Origin of the sequence: Nocardia yamanashiensis, from assembly GCF_021183565.1 — a bacterium.
Taxonomy (GTDB): Bacteria; Actinomycetota; Actinomycetes; order Mycobacteriales; family Mycobacteriaceae; genus Nocardia; species Nocardia yamanashiensis.
Genome location: NZ_CP089226.1, coordinates 4,947,752 through 4,964,598, shown reverse-complemented (window position 1 = coordinate 4,964,598; position 16,847 = coordinate 4,947,752). Strand labels below are relative to the sequence as shown.

General features: G+C 69.0%; 16 protein-coding genes and 1 pseudogene. 8 read left to right on the top strand and 9 right to left on the bottom strand.

What is annotated here, in order from left to right; genetic code table 11:
• Positions 1-24: 24 nt before the first annotated feature.
• Positions 25-636 carry a TetR/AcrR family transcriptional regulator gene (locus LTV02_RS23520; RefSeq protein WP_067710410.1) on the top strand — a complete coding sequence of 204 codons (612 nt, stop codon included), beginning with the start codon at positions 25-27 and terminating at the stop codon, positions 634-636.
• Here the strand turns inward: LTV02_RS23520 and LTV02_RS23515 are convergent.
• The 6 genes from LTV02_RS23515 to LTV02_RS23490 form a co-directional block, all read right to left on the bottom strand.
• A complete protein-coding gene (locus LTV02_RS23515; RefSeq protein WP_233033863.1) occupies positions 633-1,160 on the bottom strand; it encodes a hypothetical protein in 528 nt (175 codons plus the stop codon). The genes LTV02_RS23520 and LTV02_RS23515 overlap by 4 nt on opposite strands.
• 57 nt (positions 1,161-1,217) lie before the next feature.
• Entirely contained in the window at positions 1,218-2,015 is a 798-nt protein-coding gene (locus tag LTV02_RS23510) for a family 1 encapsulin nanocompartment shell protein (RefSeq protein WP_233033862.1), read from the bottom strand.
• 3 nt (positions 2,016-2,018) lie between these two features.
• Positions 2,019-3,032, bottom strand: a complete 1,014-nt coding sequence (locus LTV02_RS23505) for a Dyp-type peroxidase (protein WP_233033861.1) — start codon at positions 3,030-3,032, stop codon at positions 2,019-2,021.
• Between the two features lie 127 nt (positions 3,033-3,159).
• A complete protein-coding gene (locus tag LTV02_RS23500; RefSeq protein WP_233033860.1) occupies positions 3,160-3,486 on the bottom strand; it encodes a cupin domain-containing protein in 327 nt (108 codons plus the stop codon).
• Between the two features lie 106 nt (positions 3,487-3,592).
• Positions 3,593-4,090, bottom strand: coding sequence for a dihydrofolate reductase (locus tag LTV02_RS23495; protein WP_233033859.1), 498 nt, complete (start codon positions 4,088-4,090; stop codon positions 3,593-3,595).
• Positions 4,087-4,893 (bottom strand): thymidylate synthase, encoded by an 807-nt coding sequence (locus LTV02_RS23490; RefSeq protein WP_233033857.1) that lies wholly within the window; start codon positions 4,891-4,893, stop codon positions 4,087-4,089. Before LTV02_RS23490 ends, LTV02_RS23495 begins: the two co-directional genes overlap by 4 nt.
• A 20-nt stretch (positions 4,894-4,913) precedes the next feature.
• On the opposite strand from LTV02_RS23490, the gene cobF reads away from it, so the two are divergent.
• Positions 4,914-5,678, top strand: coding sequence for a precorrin-6A synthase (deacetylating) (cobF, locus tag LTV02_RS23485; protein WP_233033856.1), 765 nt, complete (start codon positions 4,914-4,916; stop codon positions 5,676-5,678).
• 108 nt (positions 5,679-5,786) lie between these two features.
• Complete coding sequence (locus LTV02_RS23480; RefSeq protein ID WP_233033855.1) at positions 5,787-7,409, top strand: AMP-binding protein; 1,623 nt, start codon at positions 5,787-5,789, stop codon at positions 7,407-7,409.
• A gap of 3 nt (positions 7,410-7,412) precedes the next feature.
• Here LTV02_RS23480 and LTV02_RS23475 read toward each other — a convergent pair.
• Positions 7,413-8,227: pseudogene (locus LTV02_RS23475) on the bottom strand (SDR family oxidoreductase).
• Between the two features lie 277 nt (positions 8,228-8,504).
• Between LTV02_RS23475 and LTV02_RS23470 the strand changes: the two are divergent.
• Both LTV02_RS23470 and LTV02_RS23465 read left to right on the top strand, forming a co-directional pair.
• Entirely contained in the window at positions 8,505-10,085 is a 1,581-nt protein-coding gene (locus tag LTV02_RS23470; protein WP_233033853.1) for a CocE/NonD family hydrolase, read from the top strand.
• Positions 10,086-10,156: 71 nt separating this feature from the next.
• Complete coding sequence (locus LTV02_RS23465; RefSeq protein WP_233033852.1) at positions 10,157-11,023, top strand: Fpg/Nei family DNA glycosylase; 867 nt, start codon at positions 10,157-10,159, stop codon at positions 11,021-11,023.
• Positions 11,024-11,025: 2 nt separating this feature from the next.
• On the opposite strand, the gene LTV02_RS23460 is transcribed toward LTV02_RS23465, so the two are convergent.
• The gene (locus LTV02_RS23460) at positions 11,026-11,709 is read right to left on the bottom strand and encodes a pyridoxamine 5'-phosphate oxidase family protein (RefSeq protein ID WP_233033851.1); all 684 of its coding nucleotides are present in this window, start codon (positions 11,707-11,709) and stop codon (positions 11,026-11,028) included.
• A 135-nt stretch (positions 11,710-11,844) separates the two neighbouring features.
• Between LTV02_RS23460 and pdxR the strand changes: the two genes are divergently transcribed.
• The 3 genes from pdxR to LTV02_RS23445 all read left to right on the top strand — a co-directional run bounded on the left by pdxR (position 11,845) and on the right by LTV02_RS23445 (position 15,303).
• A complete protein-coding gene (pdxR, locus tag LTV02_RS23455) occupies positions 11,845-13,248 on the top strand; it encodes a MocR-like pyridoxine biosynthesis transcription factor PdxR (RefSeq protein ID WP_233033850.1) in 1,404 nt (467 codons plus the stop codon).
• Positions 13,249-13,303: 55 nt separating this feature from the next.
• Complete coding sequence (locus LTV02_RS23450) at positions 13,304-13,549, top strand: DUF2630 family protein (RefSeq protein WP_233033845.1); 246 nt, start codon at positions 13,304-13,306, stop codon at positions 13,547-13,549.
• 140 nt (positions 13,550-13,689) lie between these two features.
• Complete coding sequence (locus LTV02_RS23445) at positions 13,690-15,303, top strand: carboxylesterase/lipase family protein (RefSeq protein ID WP_233033843.1); 1,614 nt, start codon at positions 13,690-13,692, stop codon at positions 15,301-15,303.
• On the opposite strand, the gene LTV02_RS23440 is transcribed toward LTV02_RS23445, so the two are convergent.
• The gene (locus LTV02_RS23440; protein ID WP_233033841.1) at positions 15,304-16,800 is read right to left on the bottom strand and encodes a hypothetical protein; all 1,497 of its coding nucleotides are present in this window, start codon (positions 16,798-16,800) and stop codon (positions 15,304-15,306) included.
• Between the last annotated feature and the right edge of the window lie 47 nt (positions 16,801-16,847).

Here is a 16,847-nt window from a genome sequence, read left to right as displayed (position 1 = left end):
CGCGGCGCCTGCTACGGTCGGGCGGTGGCACGCAGGCGCGGGTGGGGCGGCAGTCCGCCGGACAGTGACGAGGAGGCATCGCGCCGAATCGTCGATGCCGCAGTCGAACTCATCGGCCGCACCGGCGCGGAGATCAGCATCGCCGACGTGGCCGAATCGCTCGGGGTCATCCGGCAGACGGTGTACCGGTACTTCCCGAGCGCGGACGCGCTCATGCGGGCCTCGGCCATCGCCTCGGTCGCCGGATTCCTGGATCGGCTCGCCGCGCAGGTGCGCGGGATCGAGGATCCGGCCGACGCCATGACCGACGCCGCCGTCTTCACCCTGGCCGAGGTGCGCCGGACGCCGCACCTGGGGATTCTGCTGACGGCGAGCTATTCGAAGGCCGACCCGGACGGCATCACCTCCGACGAGGCGCAGGCCTTCGGCATGACCATGATCCGGCGCTTCGACGTCGACTGGGAAAGCTACGGCTACGACGACGAATCACTGCACGAGCTGGTCGAATTCGTGCTGCGCACCATGCAGTCGTTCTTCGTCTCGCCGGGGCATCCGCCGCGCACCGACGCCGAACTGCGCCGGTACCTGCGGCGCTGGATGGGCGCGGCCATCCTCGCGCAGGCGACGGCCGGCTAGGTGACCGACGGCGGCGCGATCCGCCAGTGCCGCACCAGCGCGTCGGCGATCTCCGGGAGAATCGTCACCGGAATCCTCTTCTGCCGCAGCATGGTCCGAATCTCATTGACCTGCTCGCGTTTCCGCATGTCGTAGGCGTTCGCGACGGGACGCACCACCGGCGGGATGGACAGCAGCACCAGTTCCTGATGCGGCTCGTCGCCGCCGTTCAGGTCCAGCGCCAGCGACCAGCGCGACTTCTCGTCCAGGGCGAAGCGCGCGGCCACCACCCGATCCCAATCGATGGTCGAGGCCCGCCACGGGGTGCGCCGCTCGATGCGCTGATCGGTCAGCACCAGCACATCGCGGCCGAAGAGCAGGATGAGCAGCGCGCCGCCGGCCGCCAGGCCCAGCAGCAGGCCGGTGAACACCCGGTTCACACTGAACAGGGCGACGACCGCACCGCAGATCAGCGCGGTCGTCAGCACCGCGGTGGTGAGATACAACGCCGATCGGCGTCCCGACACCACACCCGCACGCACCATTCGCCTACCGCCCTCCCGCACTGTGTTGCGGGACACACCGTACCCGGTGGTGCGGTACTACGCTTCGAGCGCTACCGCGGCCTCGGCGGTGTAGACCAGGAAGGTCAGGCTCTCCTGGAAGTACAGCCGCACCGATTCGGCATCGTGCGCGAGATAGCCGATGGACAGGTCCTGGCCCAGCTGGAGATCGAAATCGCCGCCGCGCGTGGACAATACGAACGCCCCGTCGATGGCGGGCGCCCAGATGATCTCGCCGTCGATGAGCCGCTCGATATGGGTGCGGATCGGGTGGCCGTGGTCGGAGGTCTCCGACACCGCGGTGTACAGATCGGCGGACAGCAGCACCGAGTACGGCCCGTCCACGCCCGCCAGCCGCAGCTTGCTCAGCGCCTGCGCGACGGCCTCCGGCGCGAGGGTCGGATCGCCGGGCAGCTTGACCGGTTCGCAATCGGTGCTGGCCCGGATGCCGGCGATACCGGCCGCCGCGTAACCCTCGAAGATGGCGCGATCCTCGGCGAAGGCGATCTTCTTGGCGGCGTCCTTCACCGCGTCCAGATCGGCGTCCTGCGCGCCGCGCTCGATATTGTCCAGTTCCTCGCGGGACAGCGTGAACGGCACCCGCAGCTCGACCAGCGGCACCACCACGCGCTGGCGGGCCTGTACGCCCTCGGCGGGCGCGGAGATGGCGGTGGTGCGGCCGCGGCCGACCGCGGAGAAGTCCGCGCCGTGCGGCCCGGACAGATCGACCACGCGACGGCCGGCGATGTGCCGCTTGAAGGTACGGGTCGCCTCTTCCTCGATGGCGGCCCACGCCTCGGAGGTGATCGGCGCCAGTTCGCGATGGAGGTTGTTCATGCCTCAGCTCCTTTTCAGAGTGCCGATACCCAGCGATCCGTTGTTCGATGACATACCAACACCATTGGTTTCCGAAGATTCCCGCACCGCGGCGGCCGGAGCCGGCGCGTCGGGGAGGGCGTCGAAGAAGGCATTGGGCGGCGTGAAGAACAGGGTGCCGGTGACGGCGGTCGAGAAATCGAGAATGCGGTCGTAGGCGGCGTCGGGGCTGCCGAGGAACATGCGCTCGAGCATGCCCTCGGTGACCGCGGGGGTGGCCGCGTAAGCGATGTAGTAGGTGCCGAACACACCGTCGGCCACACTGCCGAACGGCATATTGGCGCGCACGATGGTGCCGTTGTCGTCCTGATCGTTCACGGCCACATGGGAATTGAGCGGCTTGTCGGCGTCGTCCAGCTCGTAGTCGTCGAGTTTGGTGCGGCCGATGACGCGCTCCTGCTCGGCGGTGGAGAGCGCCTTCCAGGCGTCCAGGTCGTGCAGGTACTTCTGCACGATGACGTAACTGCCGCCGGTGAATTCGGGATCCTCGGGGCCGATCAGGCCCACGGCGGCGGCCAGCTGGCCTTCGGGGTTCTCGGTGCCGTCCACGAAGCCGAGCAGGTCGCGCTGCTCGAAATAGCGGAAACCGACGGTCTCGTCGACGATGGTGGCTGCGCCGGAGAGCTTTTCGGCTATCTTCATGGCCAGCTCGAAAGCGGCGTCCTGGGCTTCGGCCTTGATATGGAACAGCAGGTCGCCGGGAGTGGCGGGGGCCTGGTGCTTTTCACCGGCATAGCCCGGGAATTCGTGCAGCTGCGCGGGTTTCGGCCCGGCGAAGAGGCGATCCCAGGCCGCGGATCCGATGCTGGTGATACAGGCCAGACCGGAACCGGGTAAGCGGAAACCGACCGAGCGGCGCAGGCCGGGCAGGTCTGCCAGCAGATCGCGGACCGCCGCCTCACCGCCCTCGTCGATGGTGGCGACCAGGAACATCGCGGCGGGCGAAAGCGGGTCGAGAAGCGGCTGTGGCTCAACCATGGGCTCCAGCCTAGAGGGCTGGGCCGACAGACCGGTTGCCCGGTTGCTTACGTGTTGCGATCGCCACTCCGCGGGGTGGTTTTCGATCCCTCCGGGGTTCGGGGGCGGCGCCCCCGAAAACCCCCTGCTACTTGGCGACCGTCAGCAGAAACGCCACGTCGTCAATGGCTTTCACGCTGTGGCGGGCGTTCGGGATAACGATCAGGTCTCCGGCGGAGCCCTTCCATTCGTTCGCGCCGCTGATGAGGGTGAGGACGCCGTTGAGGACGAGCAGGGTCGCCTCGCCCGGGTTCTCGTGCTCGGCCAGGCTCTGCCCCGCCGTCAGCGCGATCACGGTTTGCCGGAGGCTGTGGGTGTGGCCCCCGTAGATGGTCTGGGAGCTGCGTCCGCTCGATGCCGAAGCCGCCAGCTTGAGCTGCTGGCGAGCGACCGCGGTCAGCGATTTCTTGTCCATGGACTGCCTTTCGCCGGAATATCGCTGAGTATGCCCGACGAGGTCCGAACCATTCGGCTGTTTGGCGGGTGTGTATGCAGGTTTTGGCGAACGCGGAACGTCCGCGTTATCCGTTCTCGCGCGTATAACGCCGGATGCGATAACGCAGACCCTTGCTGGATTCCCGCCACGGTTCCTCATCGGCGTGCCACTCCGCACCGATGCCCGGGGCATGGCAATCGCCGTCGATCTCCGCGTCCACCTCGGTGATTCGCAGTTCGGTGGCGAAAGGCATTGCGGCCCGGTAGATCTCGCCGCCGCCCATCACCCAGACGGTGTCGTCGCCGGCGAGTTCGAAGGCGTCCTCCAGCGATCCGGCCCGCTCCGCGCCCTCGGCCGACCAGTCGGCTTGCCGCGTCACGACGATATTGCGGCGGCCTTCCAGCGGCCGGAACCGCGCGGGCAGCGAATCCCAGGTCCGCCGCCCCATCACCACCGGATGCCCCCAGGTCACATCCTTGAAGTGCGCCATATCCTCCGGCACCCGCCAGGGAATGGTGTTGTCGAGCCCGATCACCCCGTCCGGTGTCTGCGCCCAGATCAGGCCAACCGTACGATCGCTCACACCGCCACCGGCGCCTTGATCGCCGGATGATGCTGGTAATCCACGATTTCCACATCCTCGTACGCGTAATCGAACAGCGTCGGCGCCGGTCGCAGGTTCAGCTTCGGGAACGGGTAGGGCTCCCGGCTCAACTGCTCGCGCACCTGCTCCACATGGTTGTCGTAGATGTGCACATCGCCGCCGGTCCAGATGAAGTCGCCGGGCAGCAGCTCGGTCTGCTGCGCCACCATATGGGTCAGCAGGGCATAGCTGGCGATATTGAACGGCACGCCCAGGAACAGGTCCGCGCTGCGCTGATACAGCTGGCAGGACAGCTTCCCGTCGGCCACGTAGAACTGGAAGAAGGCGTGGCAGGGCGCCAGCGCCATCTTGTCCAGCTCGGCGACGTTCCACGCGGACACCAGGATCCGACGCGAATCCGGATCGGTGCGCAGCGTCTGCAGCACCTGCGAGATCTGATCGATGTGGGTGCCGTCCGGCGTCGGCCAGGACCGCCACTGCACGCCGTAGACCGGACCCAGTTCGCCGTCGCGGCCGGCCCATTCGTCCCAGATGCTGACCCCGTGCTCCTGCAGCCACTTCACGTTCGAATCGCCGCGCAGGAACCACAGCAACTCGTACACGATCGACTTCAGGTGCACCTTCTTCGTGGTCACCAGCGGAAACCCCTGGGAGAGGTCGTATCGCAATTGGTGACCGAAGATGCTGCGGGTGCCGGTGCCGGTCCGATCCGCCTTAGGCGTGCCGTGCTCCAGCACCAGTCGGAGCAGGTCCTCGTACTGGGTGTCTCGGGCGCTCTCCACGCCTGGCAAGCTTACGCACCGTGCGAAAGCTGTTTGTGATCGGAATCGGAGCGGGGGATCCGGACCAGGTGACGGTGCAGGCCATCAAGGCCATGCGCCAGGTGGATGTGTTCTTCGTCATCGGCAAGGGGGCCGAGAAGCAGGAGCTGGTGGACGTGCGGACGGCCATCCTGGCCGAGCATGTGCCGCAGCCCCACCGGCTGGTCGAGATCGCCGATCCGCCGCGCGACCGGACGGTGCCGGGCAGCGGGGCCGATGCCGCGTATCGCGGGGTGGTCGAGGACTGGCACGAGCGCCGGGCCGAGATCCTGGAACAGGCCTTCGCCGAGACCGATGGGGTGGGCGGCATTCTCGTGTGGGGTGATCCGTCGCTGTACGACAGCACGCTGCGGATCGTCGAACGGGTGCTGGAGCGCGAGCGCATCCATTTCGACTACCAGGTGATTCCGGGGATCACCAGCGTGCAGGCGCTGGCGGCGGCGCATCGGATGGTGTTGCACGAGATCGGCGAACCGGTGCACATCACCACCGGGCGGCGGCTGCGTGAGGAAGGTCTGGCCGCAGGGCAGTCCAGTCTGGTCATGCTCGACGGCGACACCTCCTTCACCGAGGTGCCGGGGGACGACCTCTATATCTGGTGGGGCGCGTATCTGGGGATGCCGGACGAGGTGATCGTGGAGGGCCCGCTGCGGGTGGTGGAGCAGCGGATCGTGCGCCGCCGGGCCGCCCTGCGCGAGCGCAAGGGCTGGATCATGGATATCTACCTGTTGCGGCGCGCGAAATAGGTGACCGCCGCGGCCCTTGACTTGCTACTGGCGCACCGTCAATAGTCGGTCGATGGTGTTGTGCGGGTCACACCGTGGTGGCCCGCCGCGTGCAGCGGGAGGTACGGCATGGCAACCCCGATCGAACGGGCCGGGCAACTACGCGACGAATACGGTGCGGCGGACGCGAACGCGGCCGAGCTGCTGTGCGATCGGCATCCCGCCGACGCCGTGGCCTTCAGCTTCGTGCAACCCGATCTGTCCAGTGTGGACGTGACCTTCGGGGAATTGCGGGAACGCTCCGAACGGGTGGCCGCCGGGCTGCTGGAACTCGGTGTGCGCGAAGGGGATCGGGTCGCCACGCTGATGGGCAAGTCGCAGGAGCTGGTGGTGGCGCTGCTGGCGATCTGGCGGATCGGGGCGGTGCACGTGCCGCTGTTCACCGCCTTCGCGCCCGGGGCGATCGCCATGCGGGTCAATGGGAACGGCACGACGCTGGTCGTCACCGACGGGGCGCAGCGGGCGAAACTGGAACCGAGTCAGGAGCTGCCGGCCGAGCGGGATTGGCGGATCGTCACCACGGGGGAGCCGGTCGGTGACGATATCGCCTTCGGGGAGCTGCTCGAAAACACCGGTGCCGCACCGAAATCCGTGACCATCGGCGGGGACGGCGTGCTGGTCGAGCTGTTCACGTCGGGGACCACCGGCGCGCCCAAAGCGGTGCCGATGCGGCTGGCCGGGATGGCGGGCGTGGTCATGTATCTCGAATACGGGATCGATTACGCCGACGGCGACGTGTTCTGGAATATCGCCGATCCGGGCTGGGCGTACGGGCTCTACATCGCGATACTCGCGCCGATGGCGACCGGCCGGCGCAGCCTGTTGCTGTGTGCGCCTTTCGAACCCGCGCTGACCTGGCGGGTGCTGCGGCATTTCGGCGTCACCAATTTCGCGGCCGCGCCGACCGTGTACCGCGCGCTGCGCAATGCGCCCGTGCCGGACGGGCTCGTGTTGCGGCACCTGTCCTCGGCGGGCGAGCCGCTCACGCCGGATGTGATCACCTGGTCGAAACAGGCGCTGGGTGTGGAGATCCGGGACCACTACGGGCAGACCGAGACCGGGATGACGGTGGTCAACGCCTGGCATCCGGATCTGATCGCGGACCTTGAGACGGGGTCGATGGGGCATCCCATGCCGGGCTACACCGTCGAGATCCTGGGCTTGGAATCGGATGAGCCCGCGGCCGTCGGTATCGCGGGGCGGGTGGCTATCGCGACCGACAGTCCGCTGCTCACCTTCCGCGGATATCGCAACGCGCCGGAGCGGTCCGCGGCCCGGTTCACCGCCGACGGGCGCTGGTATGTGACCGGAGACGTGGCGTCGCGGGATGCCAACGGGTACTTCACCTTCGCCTCGCGGGACGACGACGTCATTCTCATGGCCGGGTACCGTATCGGCCCGTTCGAGGTGGAAAGCGTTCTCACCGGCCATGATTCGATCGCCGAGGCCGCGGTGATCGGGGTGCCGGACGAATTGCGCGGCGAGGTGCTCATCGCCATCGCCGTCACCGCACCGGGCATCACCCCGGACGCCGACCTGACCGGCGAGCTCCAGCAACTCGTGAAGCAGAAGCTCGCCGCGCACGTCTACCCGCGCCGCATCCACTACCTCCCCGAACTGCCCAAGACGCCCAGCGGGAAGGTCCAGCGCTTCCTGCTGCGCCGGCAGTTCGAGACCGGTGAACCGGTGTAGCGCTCAGGCGGTGGTGAACCGGTCGGCATTCGCGGCGGCCCAGTGCGCGAACGTGGTGCCGGGCCGCCCCGTGATGTCCCGGACACTGGTGATGGGCAGCGATTCCGGATCGGGGGTGTAGCCGGTGAGGACATTGTCGACGTACCAGGTTGCGTTGTCGCCCATGGTGGGGGTGAGCGCGGCGATGGTGTCCTCGCGGGTGGATTGCCGGAAGCCGATATCGCGCCGCAGCGCCGCGCCGAGCTGCTCGACCAGCTCGGCGCGGCTGCGGATTTCGGGGCCCGCCAGCGGGTAGGCGCGGCCGGAGTGGCCGTCGGACAGCAGTGCCGTGGCGGCCACGGCGGCGATATCGTCCATGGCGATGGGGGCGGTGGCGGCGTCCGGCCAGGGTTCGCGCACCTCACCGGTTTCGCGGATCTGCCGGGACCAGATCAGGGTGTTCTCCATGAAGTCGGCGGGCCACAGGTGCGTCCATTCCAGGCCGCTCTGTTCGACGGCCGTGCACACCGTGCCCCACCAGCTTTCGGGCTCGCCGGACAGATCGACGATGTGCCGGACCCCCGCGGCTTTCGCCAGAGCCAGCACTTCGCGGCGTGCTCCGGTGCGGGCGCCAGATACATCCGCTCCACGCCTTCGAAAGCGGCGGGCAGGGTGTCGAGTCGGCGCAGGTAGCCGCGCACGGCCTGCACCTCCGCGGGCAGCGCCGCCTTCGCGGGATCGGTGGTGAGTGCCCGAATATCCTTGGCGCCCTGCGCAATCAGATGATCGACAACTTTCCGGCCGATATTCGCGGTGGCTCCGGTAACCAGAATCGTCATCTGATCGAGGCTACCGAATCGCTCAATATTGCTCATTTGTGAGCGATTTCGCTCTAAACGAGTCAGAAACAAGCAGTCGGAGCTACGCTCTTGCCACTCGGCGGCCCCTCGACCGCCGGGCACGACCATCGACGAGTAGGCGCACCATGCACGACCTTCCCGCTCCCGATATCACCGGCACGCTGCTGGGCTACCTCCTGATGACACCGAACTCGCTGCTGCACAATCTCGGGCTGGTCATCGCCGACCTGCTCGGTCTCGGGTGAGCGAGATGGCCATGGCGACAAGACTTTCGAACGTATTGGCCGCGCTGCTGCTCGCGGTGGGCGGGGCCGCGCTGGGCGTCGGCGATGCCGCCGCCGTGCCGATTCCGGGCGGTCAGGCCACCACCATGTTCATTCCGGGTGCGGACGGCGTCTCGCTCAATGCCGTCATCACCGCGCCCGCCGACCTGGCTGTGCACAAGAATCCGCTGGTGCTGCAACCGTCCGGGTGGGGGATGCCCGCCATGGGCAGTCTCGGTTCGGCGTACCGGCTTTCGACCGGCGAGAGTTTCGTGTCCATCGAGTACACGGCGCGGGGCATGTATCTCTCCGGTGGGGAAGTGGATCTGCTGGGGGATCGGGACGCCGCCGACGCTTCCGCGGTAATCGACTGGGCCATCGCGAATTTGAACGTGGATCCGGATCGCATCGCCATCGCCGGGGGTTCCTACGGGGCGGGGATGGCGATTCTGGCGGCCGCGCACGATCCCCGGATCAAGGCGCTGGTCGCCGATTCCCCGCCCGGCGATCCGGCGGAAGCGCTGGCGCCCAACGGAACTCCGAAAACCGGTGGTCCGATCGCGCTCGCGCTGGCCGGGGCCTCGACCAACCGGTTCAGTGCGGAGCTGGTGCGGCGCGGGCTGGATACCATCCTGCGCGGCAATGGTCAGGCCTTCGACACGCTGGCGTCGGCGCGGCTGCTCGCGCGGGCGGTGCCGCGGCTCAATGCCAATGGGACCGCGGTGTTCCTCGCACACGACTGGCAGGACAGCCTGCTGCCGGTGGATCCGGTGTACACGCTCTTCGACGAGCTGACCGGGCCCAAGAAGCTCTTCCTGCAACCCGGCGACCATTCCACCGGGGGTGGAGCGGGGCAGATCGTCGGTCTGTCGAATCCCATCTGGGACAGGGCGATTCGCTGGCTCGACCACTATGTGAACGGCGCGGAGAACGGTATCGACGCCGAACCCGCCGTCACCTTCGAGCCCGCGAGCACCGGCCCGTACGTCACCTTCGATTCGGTCGCCGAGGCCCGGCAGGCGGCGCGCACCTTGGCGCTGTCGGCCCCCGCGACCGGGGTCATGGGCGTCGATCCCGGCGAAACCTGGTCGCAGCCTTTGGTTTCCGGGCCGACCAGCGCGGTGGCGGCGGTGCCGTACCTGACCGGCACGCTCGCCCAGTTCGGTCTCTCCCCGGCCATCGCGCTGGACGGGGTGGATCGCAATCTGGCCGGGGTGTGGCGCGGCGCGCCGTTCGAGCGGGGTGCGGTGGTCTCCGGGCGCCCGCGCCTGAACCTCACGGTCGCGCCCGCCACCGCCGACCTCACCTTGATCGGCATCCTCTACGACGAAGGCCCGGACGGCATGGGCAGAGCCATCACCTACTGGCCGTTGACGCGGCACGGCCTCACCCCATCGGATCCCGTCGCTCTGAGCTGGGAACTCGAACCGACGTACTGGAATCTCGCCCCGGGCCATCGCCTGACCCTGACCGTCACTTCCCAGGACCCGGTGCCGTTCCAGAGTTCCACCCCGCTGGGCAGCACCGTGGTTTTCGCCTCACCCTCCACGGTCGAACTACCGGTGACCTGGTGACCCTGTTCAGGGTCAGCGACCCGCTGCGCGTAGACCGGAGGTTGTCGTTGTTTGTCGGTAGGCTGCTTCTTGTGCCCGAATTACCGGAAATCGTGGCGCTCGAGCAGTTCCTGGCCGAGCATGCCGTCGGTGCGGTCGTGGGGCGGGTCGATGTCGCCGCGCTGAGCGTGCTGAAAACCTTCGATCCCCCGGTCACGGCACTGTCCGGGCGGGATGTGACCGGCGTCGGCCACTGGGGCAAACACCTCGGCATGGACTGCGACGGCATTTGGCTGATCACTCATCTGTCCCGGGGCGGCTGGTTGCGCTGGATCGACGAACCGAGCGCCGCCGCCCCCAAACCCGGCAAAGGCCCGCTGGCCCTGCGCGTGCACTTCTTCACGCCCGCCGGCTCCACCCCCGCCTTCGACCTCACCGAAGCCGGCACCAAGAAACGCATGGCGGTCTGGGTCACCAGCGATCCGCTCTCCATCCCCAGCATCGCCAGACTCGGCCCCGACGCCCTGGCGGTCAGCGAAACCGAGTTCGGCGAGATCATCCACAGCACCTCCCAGCGCGTGAAGAACGCCATCACCGATCAGATGCTCATCGCCGGCATCGGCAACGCCTACTCCGACGAAATCCTGCACCGCGCCAAACTCTCCCCCTTCGCCAACGCCGGCAACCTCGACGCAGAGCAAACCTCCCGCCTCTACAACGCCATGCGCTTCACCCTCTCCGACGCCATCGAACGCTCGGTAGGCCAGGACGCCGCCCGCCTCAAAGGCGAAAAACGCTCCGGCTTCCAAGTCCACGCCCGCACCGGCGAACCCTGCCCGGTCTGCGGCGACGCCATCCGCGAAGTCGCCTACGCCGACAAGTCCTTCCAGTACTGCCCCACCTGCCAGACCGGCGGCAAAATCCTCGCCGACCGCCGCATGTCCCGGCTGCTCAAGTAGCGCTAGCGGCTGACCACGTCCGCGCGGGCGCTCACGTAGTCCGGGATCGCGATGCCCGGAGCCAGGTCTTCGGAGGGGATCGGGGCTTCGAAGATCTGGCGCATGGGGAGGACGCCGGCCCAGGCGGAGGCGGGGTGGATGTCGGATTCGTCGTCGCGGGGGCCGCCGGTGCGGATTTTCACCGAGGCTTCGGTCAGGTCGAGGGACAGCACCGTGGTGGCGGCCATTTCTTTTTTGCTGGGTGGGCGGACGTCGTCCCAGGAGCCGGGGGCGACGTGTTCGACGATGGCGCGCAGGGCGTGCAGGCGTTCGGCGGGGTCGGTGAGTTCGGTTGGGCGGGCGTGGATTACGGCGGAGCGGTAGTTCATGGAGAAGTGCATGGCGGAGCGGGCGTAGACGATGCCGTCGACGTGGGTGACCGAGACGGAGACGTCGCCGAGCATGGCGGCGCGCAGGTTGCCGGCGCCGGTGGAGCCGTGCAGGTAGAGGGTGTCGCCGTCGCGGCCGTAGGTGGTGGGGATGACGACCGGGGCGCCGTGCAGGACCACGCCCAGGTGGCAGAGCAGGCCCGCGTCGAGGATCGCCTCGAGATCGGCGCGGTCGGTGCGGCCGCGTTCCTTGGAGCGGGTGAGGCTGCTGCGCGGGGTGGGGGACAGCGGGGGCCGGGTCTGGGCTGGCTCGGTCATGAGACCAGCATCGCGGGCGGAATGGCATTGTTGAATAGCCAATTCCTGGCGAAAATCGCAGACCACTTCGGGCTGCCTCCTGGGCGAATGGCATGCTGAGGTGGTTTGTTTCGCCGACTCACGGAGGTCCACTTCATGGGACAGACGCGCGCGCTCGTGGTCGACGATCTGCCGTTCGGCATCGATCGGACCTCGGCCACGCCGCTGGCCGCGCAGGTCGCGGACGGTTTGCGGCGCGCCGCGACGACCGGGGCGCTGGCCGGAGGCGATCGGCTGCCGTCCTCGCGCGAGCTGGCGGCGCGACTGGGGGTGAGCCGGACCGTGGTCACCGCCGCCTACGACCAATTGCACGCCGAAGGGTGGCTCAGCGGCCGGCACGGGTCGGGAACATATCTGACCGCCGCGCCGCCGCCGGTGGAACGGCAGGCCGCGGGCGCCTCGCGGCGGGATCCGCTGGCCGGTCTGCTGGATCTCGGGGCCGGTGCGCCGTCGGTCGAGACCCTGGACCCGGCGGCGTGGCGGCGCGCCTGGCGGGCGGCGTCGGATCGAATGCCGGTGGTGCGCAAGGACCGTGGCGGCGAACCGGAGTATCGGGCGGCGGTGGCGGAACACCTGCTGCGGCACCGCGGGCTGGGGGTCAGCAGCGGGAACGCCGTACTGGCCACCGCCGGAACCAGTGCGGCGGTGGGCGAACTCGCGGCGGCGCTGTGGCGGCCCGGGGACGCGGTGGCCATCGAGGATCCCGGATATTCGCGGGCGACCGGGGCCTTGAGGGCGGCCGGAATGCGGCTGGTGCCGGTACCGGTCGACGGCGACGGACTGCGGGTGGACCTGCTGCCGGATGGCGTCAAGGCGGTGTATTGCACTCCGGCGCATCAGTTTCCGATCGGTGCGCGCATGCCCGCCGCGCGCCGGATCGAGCTGATCGAATTCGCCCGCCGCACCGGCGCGCTCGTCATCGAGGACGACTACGACGGCGAATTGCGTTACGACACCGCGCCGTTGCCCCTGCTCGCCACGCTCGCGCCGGACCTGGTCGTGCACCTGGGCACCACGAGCAAGATCCTCACCCCGACCCTCGGCGTGGGGTGGCTGGTCGCGGCCCCGGCCATCACCGATGCGGTGCTCGGCTATCGCGAACTCACCGGCACCTCCCCGGCGCCCGCCGGGCAGCAGGTGGTCGCCGAATTCGCGCGCAGCGGTGATCTGGCGAGGCATCTGCGCCGCCTGCGCCGGGAGATGCCGCCCCGGCGCGCCCTGGTGGTCGCGGAATTGCGCGGGCGCGGGCTGCGGGTGCGCGGTGACGACGCGGGCTCGCACATCGTGGTGCCGCTGGCCTCGCTGGAACAGGAGGAACGCGCCGTCGCCGCGGCCCGCGCCGCCGGTCTCTACCTGGACGCGCTCGGCCGCCATCACATCGGACCGCGGCACACCTTCGGAATCGCGCTCGGTTACGCCGCCCTGCCGAGCGCGGACCTGCCGCATGCGGTCCGGTTGGCCGGGGATGTCCTTTCCCGGGTCGTAGAGTGGACCGGGTGAGCAGGCGGGCCCGGCCTCGAGCCGGGTGCGCGACGACCTACGGAGCGGAGGCTGCATGAGCGACCAGGACATTCTCGCGCGCATCAAGAACCTGGTGGATCGCGAGCACGAGCTGCGCTCGAAGACCACCAGCGGGGAACTCGATCCCGAAACCGAACGCGCCCAGCTCGCCGAGCTCGAAGTCCAGCTCGACCAGTGCTGGGATCTGCTGCGCCAGCGGCGCGCCCGGCTCGATCAGGGCCGCAATCCCGATGAGGCGCAGGCCGGCTCGGCCCGCCAAGTCGAAGGCTATCTGCAGTAGTCGCACCGGCGGTGCCGCGGCGAAGGCCGCGAGCGCTGCCGCCACCGGGTCTACCATCGATTGATGGTGGCAAGAAGCGCCATGTTTCTCGACACGCATCGGCTCCTTGCGAGCCGATGGTGGCTGATATGAGGGTTTCCATGGTGGCAACGACTGATATCAAGACCGCTGACGGCATGGTCCGTGGTCTCCGGGGCCGCCGCGTTTCACGCTGGCGGTCCATTCCCTTCGCCGCACCCCCGGTGGGAGAGCTGAGGTTTCGCGCCCCGCAACCCGTCACACCGTGGACCGGGGTGCGCGATGCGACCCAATTCGGTTACGCGGCAATGCAGCATCGCAGCGGGGCGCAGATCGGGCCGCGCAGGCAGCAGCCGACGAGCGAGGACTGCCTGACGCTGAACGTGGTGGCGCCCAATGCGCCGTCGGCCACGCCGCGACCGGTCATGGTGTTCATCCACGGCGGCGGATACATGATCGGGACCTCCGCGCTGGGACTGTATTCCGGCTCGCGGCTGGCGGTGCGCGGCGATGTGATCGTGGTGTCGGTGAATTACCGGCTCGGGGCGTTCGGTTACGTGGACTTCAGCGAATTCTCCACGCCCGCACACCGATTCGACGCCAACCTCGGCCTGCGCGATCAGGTGGCGGCGCTGGAATGGGTGCGGCGCAATATCGCCGCGTTCGGCGGCGACCCGGACAATGTCACCATCTTCGGCGAATCCGCCGGGGCGCACGCGGTGCTCGCACTGCTGGCCACCCCGGCCGCCGCGGGCCTGTTCCATCGGGCCATCTCGCAGAGCCCGCCCGCCGACTGGGGCATCAGCCAGGCCGACGCGCACCTGTTCGCGCGGCGCTGCGCCGAACGGCTGGGCGCCGCGCCCGGCGCGGAGGCGGCGACGCTGCTGGCCGCGAGCGCGAACGATATCCGGCGGGGCGTGGATCGCGCGGTGAACGCGATCCTGCGCGAACAGCCCGGCATCTTCCCGATCGCGCCGACCGTGGACGGGGAGTACCTGCCGCAGGCGCCGATCGAGGCGATCGTGGCCGGGAACGCGCACCGGGTGCCGCTCATCATCGGCACCAATCGCGATGAAGGCACGTTGTTCAGCCGGCTGGACGACACGCTGCCCACCACCGCCGAGCGCATGCACTGGCTGCTCCGGCATCCCGAGACGGCCGGCGGCAGCCGCGAGGACGATTCGGTCTATCCGAATTTCGGCGAGCATCTGCCGACCACGCCCGTGCGGCTGCACCGGGCGCTGGCGGCCAGTGCCGATTCCGTCGAATCGCGGGTGGTGGCGGCCTATCCCGGCTTCCCGGCCAAGCGGGTGGCGATCCGGATGGGCGGCGACTTCACCTTCTGGCGGCCCGCGGTGCGGGTCATGGCGGGGCACAGCCGGTTCGCGCCCACCTACGCCTACCGCTTCGATTTCGCCCCGCGCGCCATGCGGGTGTCCGGGTTCGGGGCCACGCACGCGCTGGATCTGATCCCGGTGTTCGGCGCGACCGGGACCACCGTCGGGCGGGCCTTCACCGCCATGGGCGGGCAGCGCGGGTTCCGGGCGGTGTCGGAGCAGTTCCAGGAGAACTGGCTGTCGTTCGCGCGCAAGGGATCTCCGCTGCCGAACTGGCCCGCCTACACCGAGACCGACCGGGCGACGATGATCATCGACTATCCCGCGCGGGTGGAATACGACCCGGAGAAGGCCAAGCGGCTCGCCTGGGAAGGAGTGCACATCCCGGCGCTGGTGTGATCACCAGATCGCGACCGGCGTGAGCCCCAGCTCGGCCAAGCCCGCGCGCGCCAGCTCCGTCAGGGCGGTCGAGTCCGCAATCGCATCGGGATCGAGGCTGACCAGCGCCAGCGTGTAGGTGTCGGCGATCCGCGTCAGATACCCCGACAGGCGGGTGCGCGGCAGCCGGTCCAGGTGCAGTCCCGGGTGAATGGCGCGCGCCGTGACGCCCGTGCACGGGTGCGGGCCGAGCGACAGCAGCGAATCCGGCAGGCAGCCGATATTGCTGCACAGAATGTCCCGCTCACCCGCGCCCTTCGCGAGCGCGTACGCCCACCGATCCGGAATGACCTGCAGCAACTCCTCCGGAATCCCACCCGGACTGGTCATCCGATGCTCATAGGCGGCACGCGCCTTGCGCCGCAAGGTCGCCGGCGTATCCGCGCGCTCGATCGCCACCTCGGTCATGGCCATGTCATTGTCCACGCGCGGCTCGTCGCGGGTATCGACCGGCAGGCTCGCGACGATCGTCTCTCCTTGAAAACCGCTGGCCCACAGCAAATCAGCGACCAGATGCACGAACAAACTGTTAGCGGTCCCGCCCCGCGCCACCGCCACCCGATTCCACTCGCGCACCGGAATCTGCAGCGCCGCACCAGCAGTCGCCGACCCCTTCCGCATGAAAAGCCCGCCACCCGCACCGGCTGAATCCGTGAATGCCATTGTTGCGCCGGTGTGGGGGTCGGCCGGACTCGCGCCGTCGGAAGTCTTGTGCGCGGGTGCCGCGCCGATGTGGGTCTGGTCCGCGCCTGCGGGAGTTGTGTTGGTGGGTGTCGAAGTCGCGCCGGTGTAGGGCTGGTGTGCGCCTGCGGCCGTCTTGTTCGTGGCGGCGCTCTCCGAACCCGGGTAATGCGCGAGCGGTGTGACTGCAGGCGGGTTCGTGGCTCGGCGCGGGGCGACCGGGGTCGGGCGGGGTGGCAGGCCGCGTCGCAGGGCCCGCGCGGTGCCGCCGAGGACGGTGCGCCACTGTCGGCGTGCGTCGGCCCAATCGGATTGCGGTGCAATGGGTGCCGCAAGGGGCGTGCCGGTCAGGGCGTGGTCGACCGCGAGCGCTACCGCGCGGCCGTCCGCCAGCGCGTGCGAGCAGGTGAGGGCGACCACGCAGCCGCCGTCGTCCAGTGGTGCGGCGGCGAGCCGCCAGCCCGGGCCGGTTTCCGGGTTGAGGTCGCCGCCCTGCTGATCGGCCCAATCCAGCAGTGCGGCAACGGGTATCGGGTCGGAGGGGAGTTCCAGCGGGTGCGCCTGGGTGTTGACGACCCAGCGGGGCCGGGCTCCCGGCACCCGCGAGCGCACCACGCGCCGTCCGAGCGGCCCGCGCCGCAGCGCCTCGTGGACCCGCGCCAGCAACTCGGTCTCGACCGGTTCCGCGGTGCGCCAAAGTCCCTGCAACACGATCGGAGTTCCCATACCCCGATGCGCCCGCAGGAACATTTCGTCCACCACGCTCAACCGATTCATCGCCCGAGCAGCGTACCGGCCGGTATCCGGTATTGCGCCATCAGCGC

Excerpts from the sequence above, each read along its gene's own strand:
- LTV02_RS23515 (WP_233033863.1), bottom strand. The coding sequence starts at position 1,160 with ATGGTGCGTGCGGGTGTGGTGTCGGGACGCCGATCGGCGTTGTATCTC.
- LTV02_RS23510 (WP_233033862.1), bottom strand. The coding sequence starts at position 2,015 with ATGAACAACCTCCATCGCGAACTGGCGCCGATCACCTCCGAGGCGTGG.
- LTV02_RS23505 (WP_233033861.1), bottom strand. The coding sequence starts at position 3,032 with ATGGTTGAGCCACAGCCGCTTCTCGACCCGCTTTCGCCCGCCGCGATG.
- LTV02_RS23500 (WP_233033860.1), bottom strand. The coding sequence starts at position 3,486 with ATGGACAAGAAATCGCTGACCGCGGTCGCTCGCCAGCAGCTCAAGCTG.
- LTV02_RS23480 (WP_233033855.1), top strand. The coding sequence starts at position 5,787 with ATGGCAACCCCGATCGAACGGGCCGGGCAACTACGCGACGAATACGGT.
- LTV02_RS23470 (WP_233033853.1), top strand. The coding sequence starts at position 8,505 with ATGGCGACAAGACTTTCGAACGTATTGGCCGCGCTGCTGCTCGCGGTG.
- LTV02_RS23460 (WP_233033851.1), bottom strand. The coding sequence starts at position 11,709 with ATGACCGAGCCAGCCCAGACCCGGCCCCCGCTGTCCCCCACCCCGCGC.
- pdxR (WP_233033850.1), top strand. The coding sequence starts at position 11,845 with ATGGGACAGACGCGCGCGCTCGTGGTCGACGATCTGCCGTTCGGCATC.
- LTV02_RS23450 (WP_233033845.1), top strand. The coding sequence starts at position 13,304 with ATGAGCGACCAGGACATTCTCGCGCGCATCAAGAACCTGGTGGATCGC.
- LTV02_RS23445 (WP_233033843.1), top strand. The coding sequence starts at position 13,690 with ATGGTGGCAACGACTGATATCAAGACCGCTGACGGCATGGTCCGTGGT.
- LTV02_RS23440 (WP_233033841.1), bottom strand. The coding sequence starts at position 16,800 with ATGAATCGGTTGAGCGTGGTGGACGAAATGTTCCTGCGGGCGCATCGG.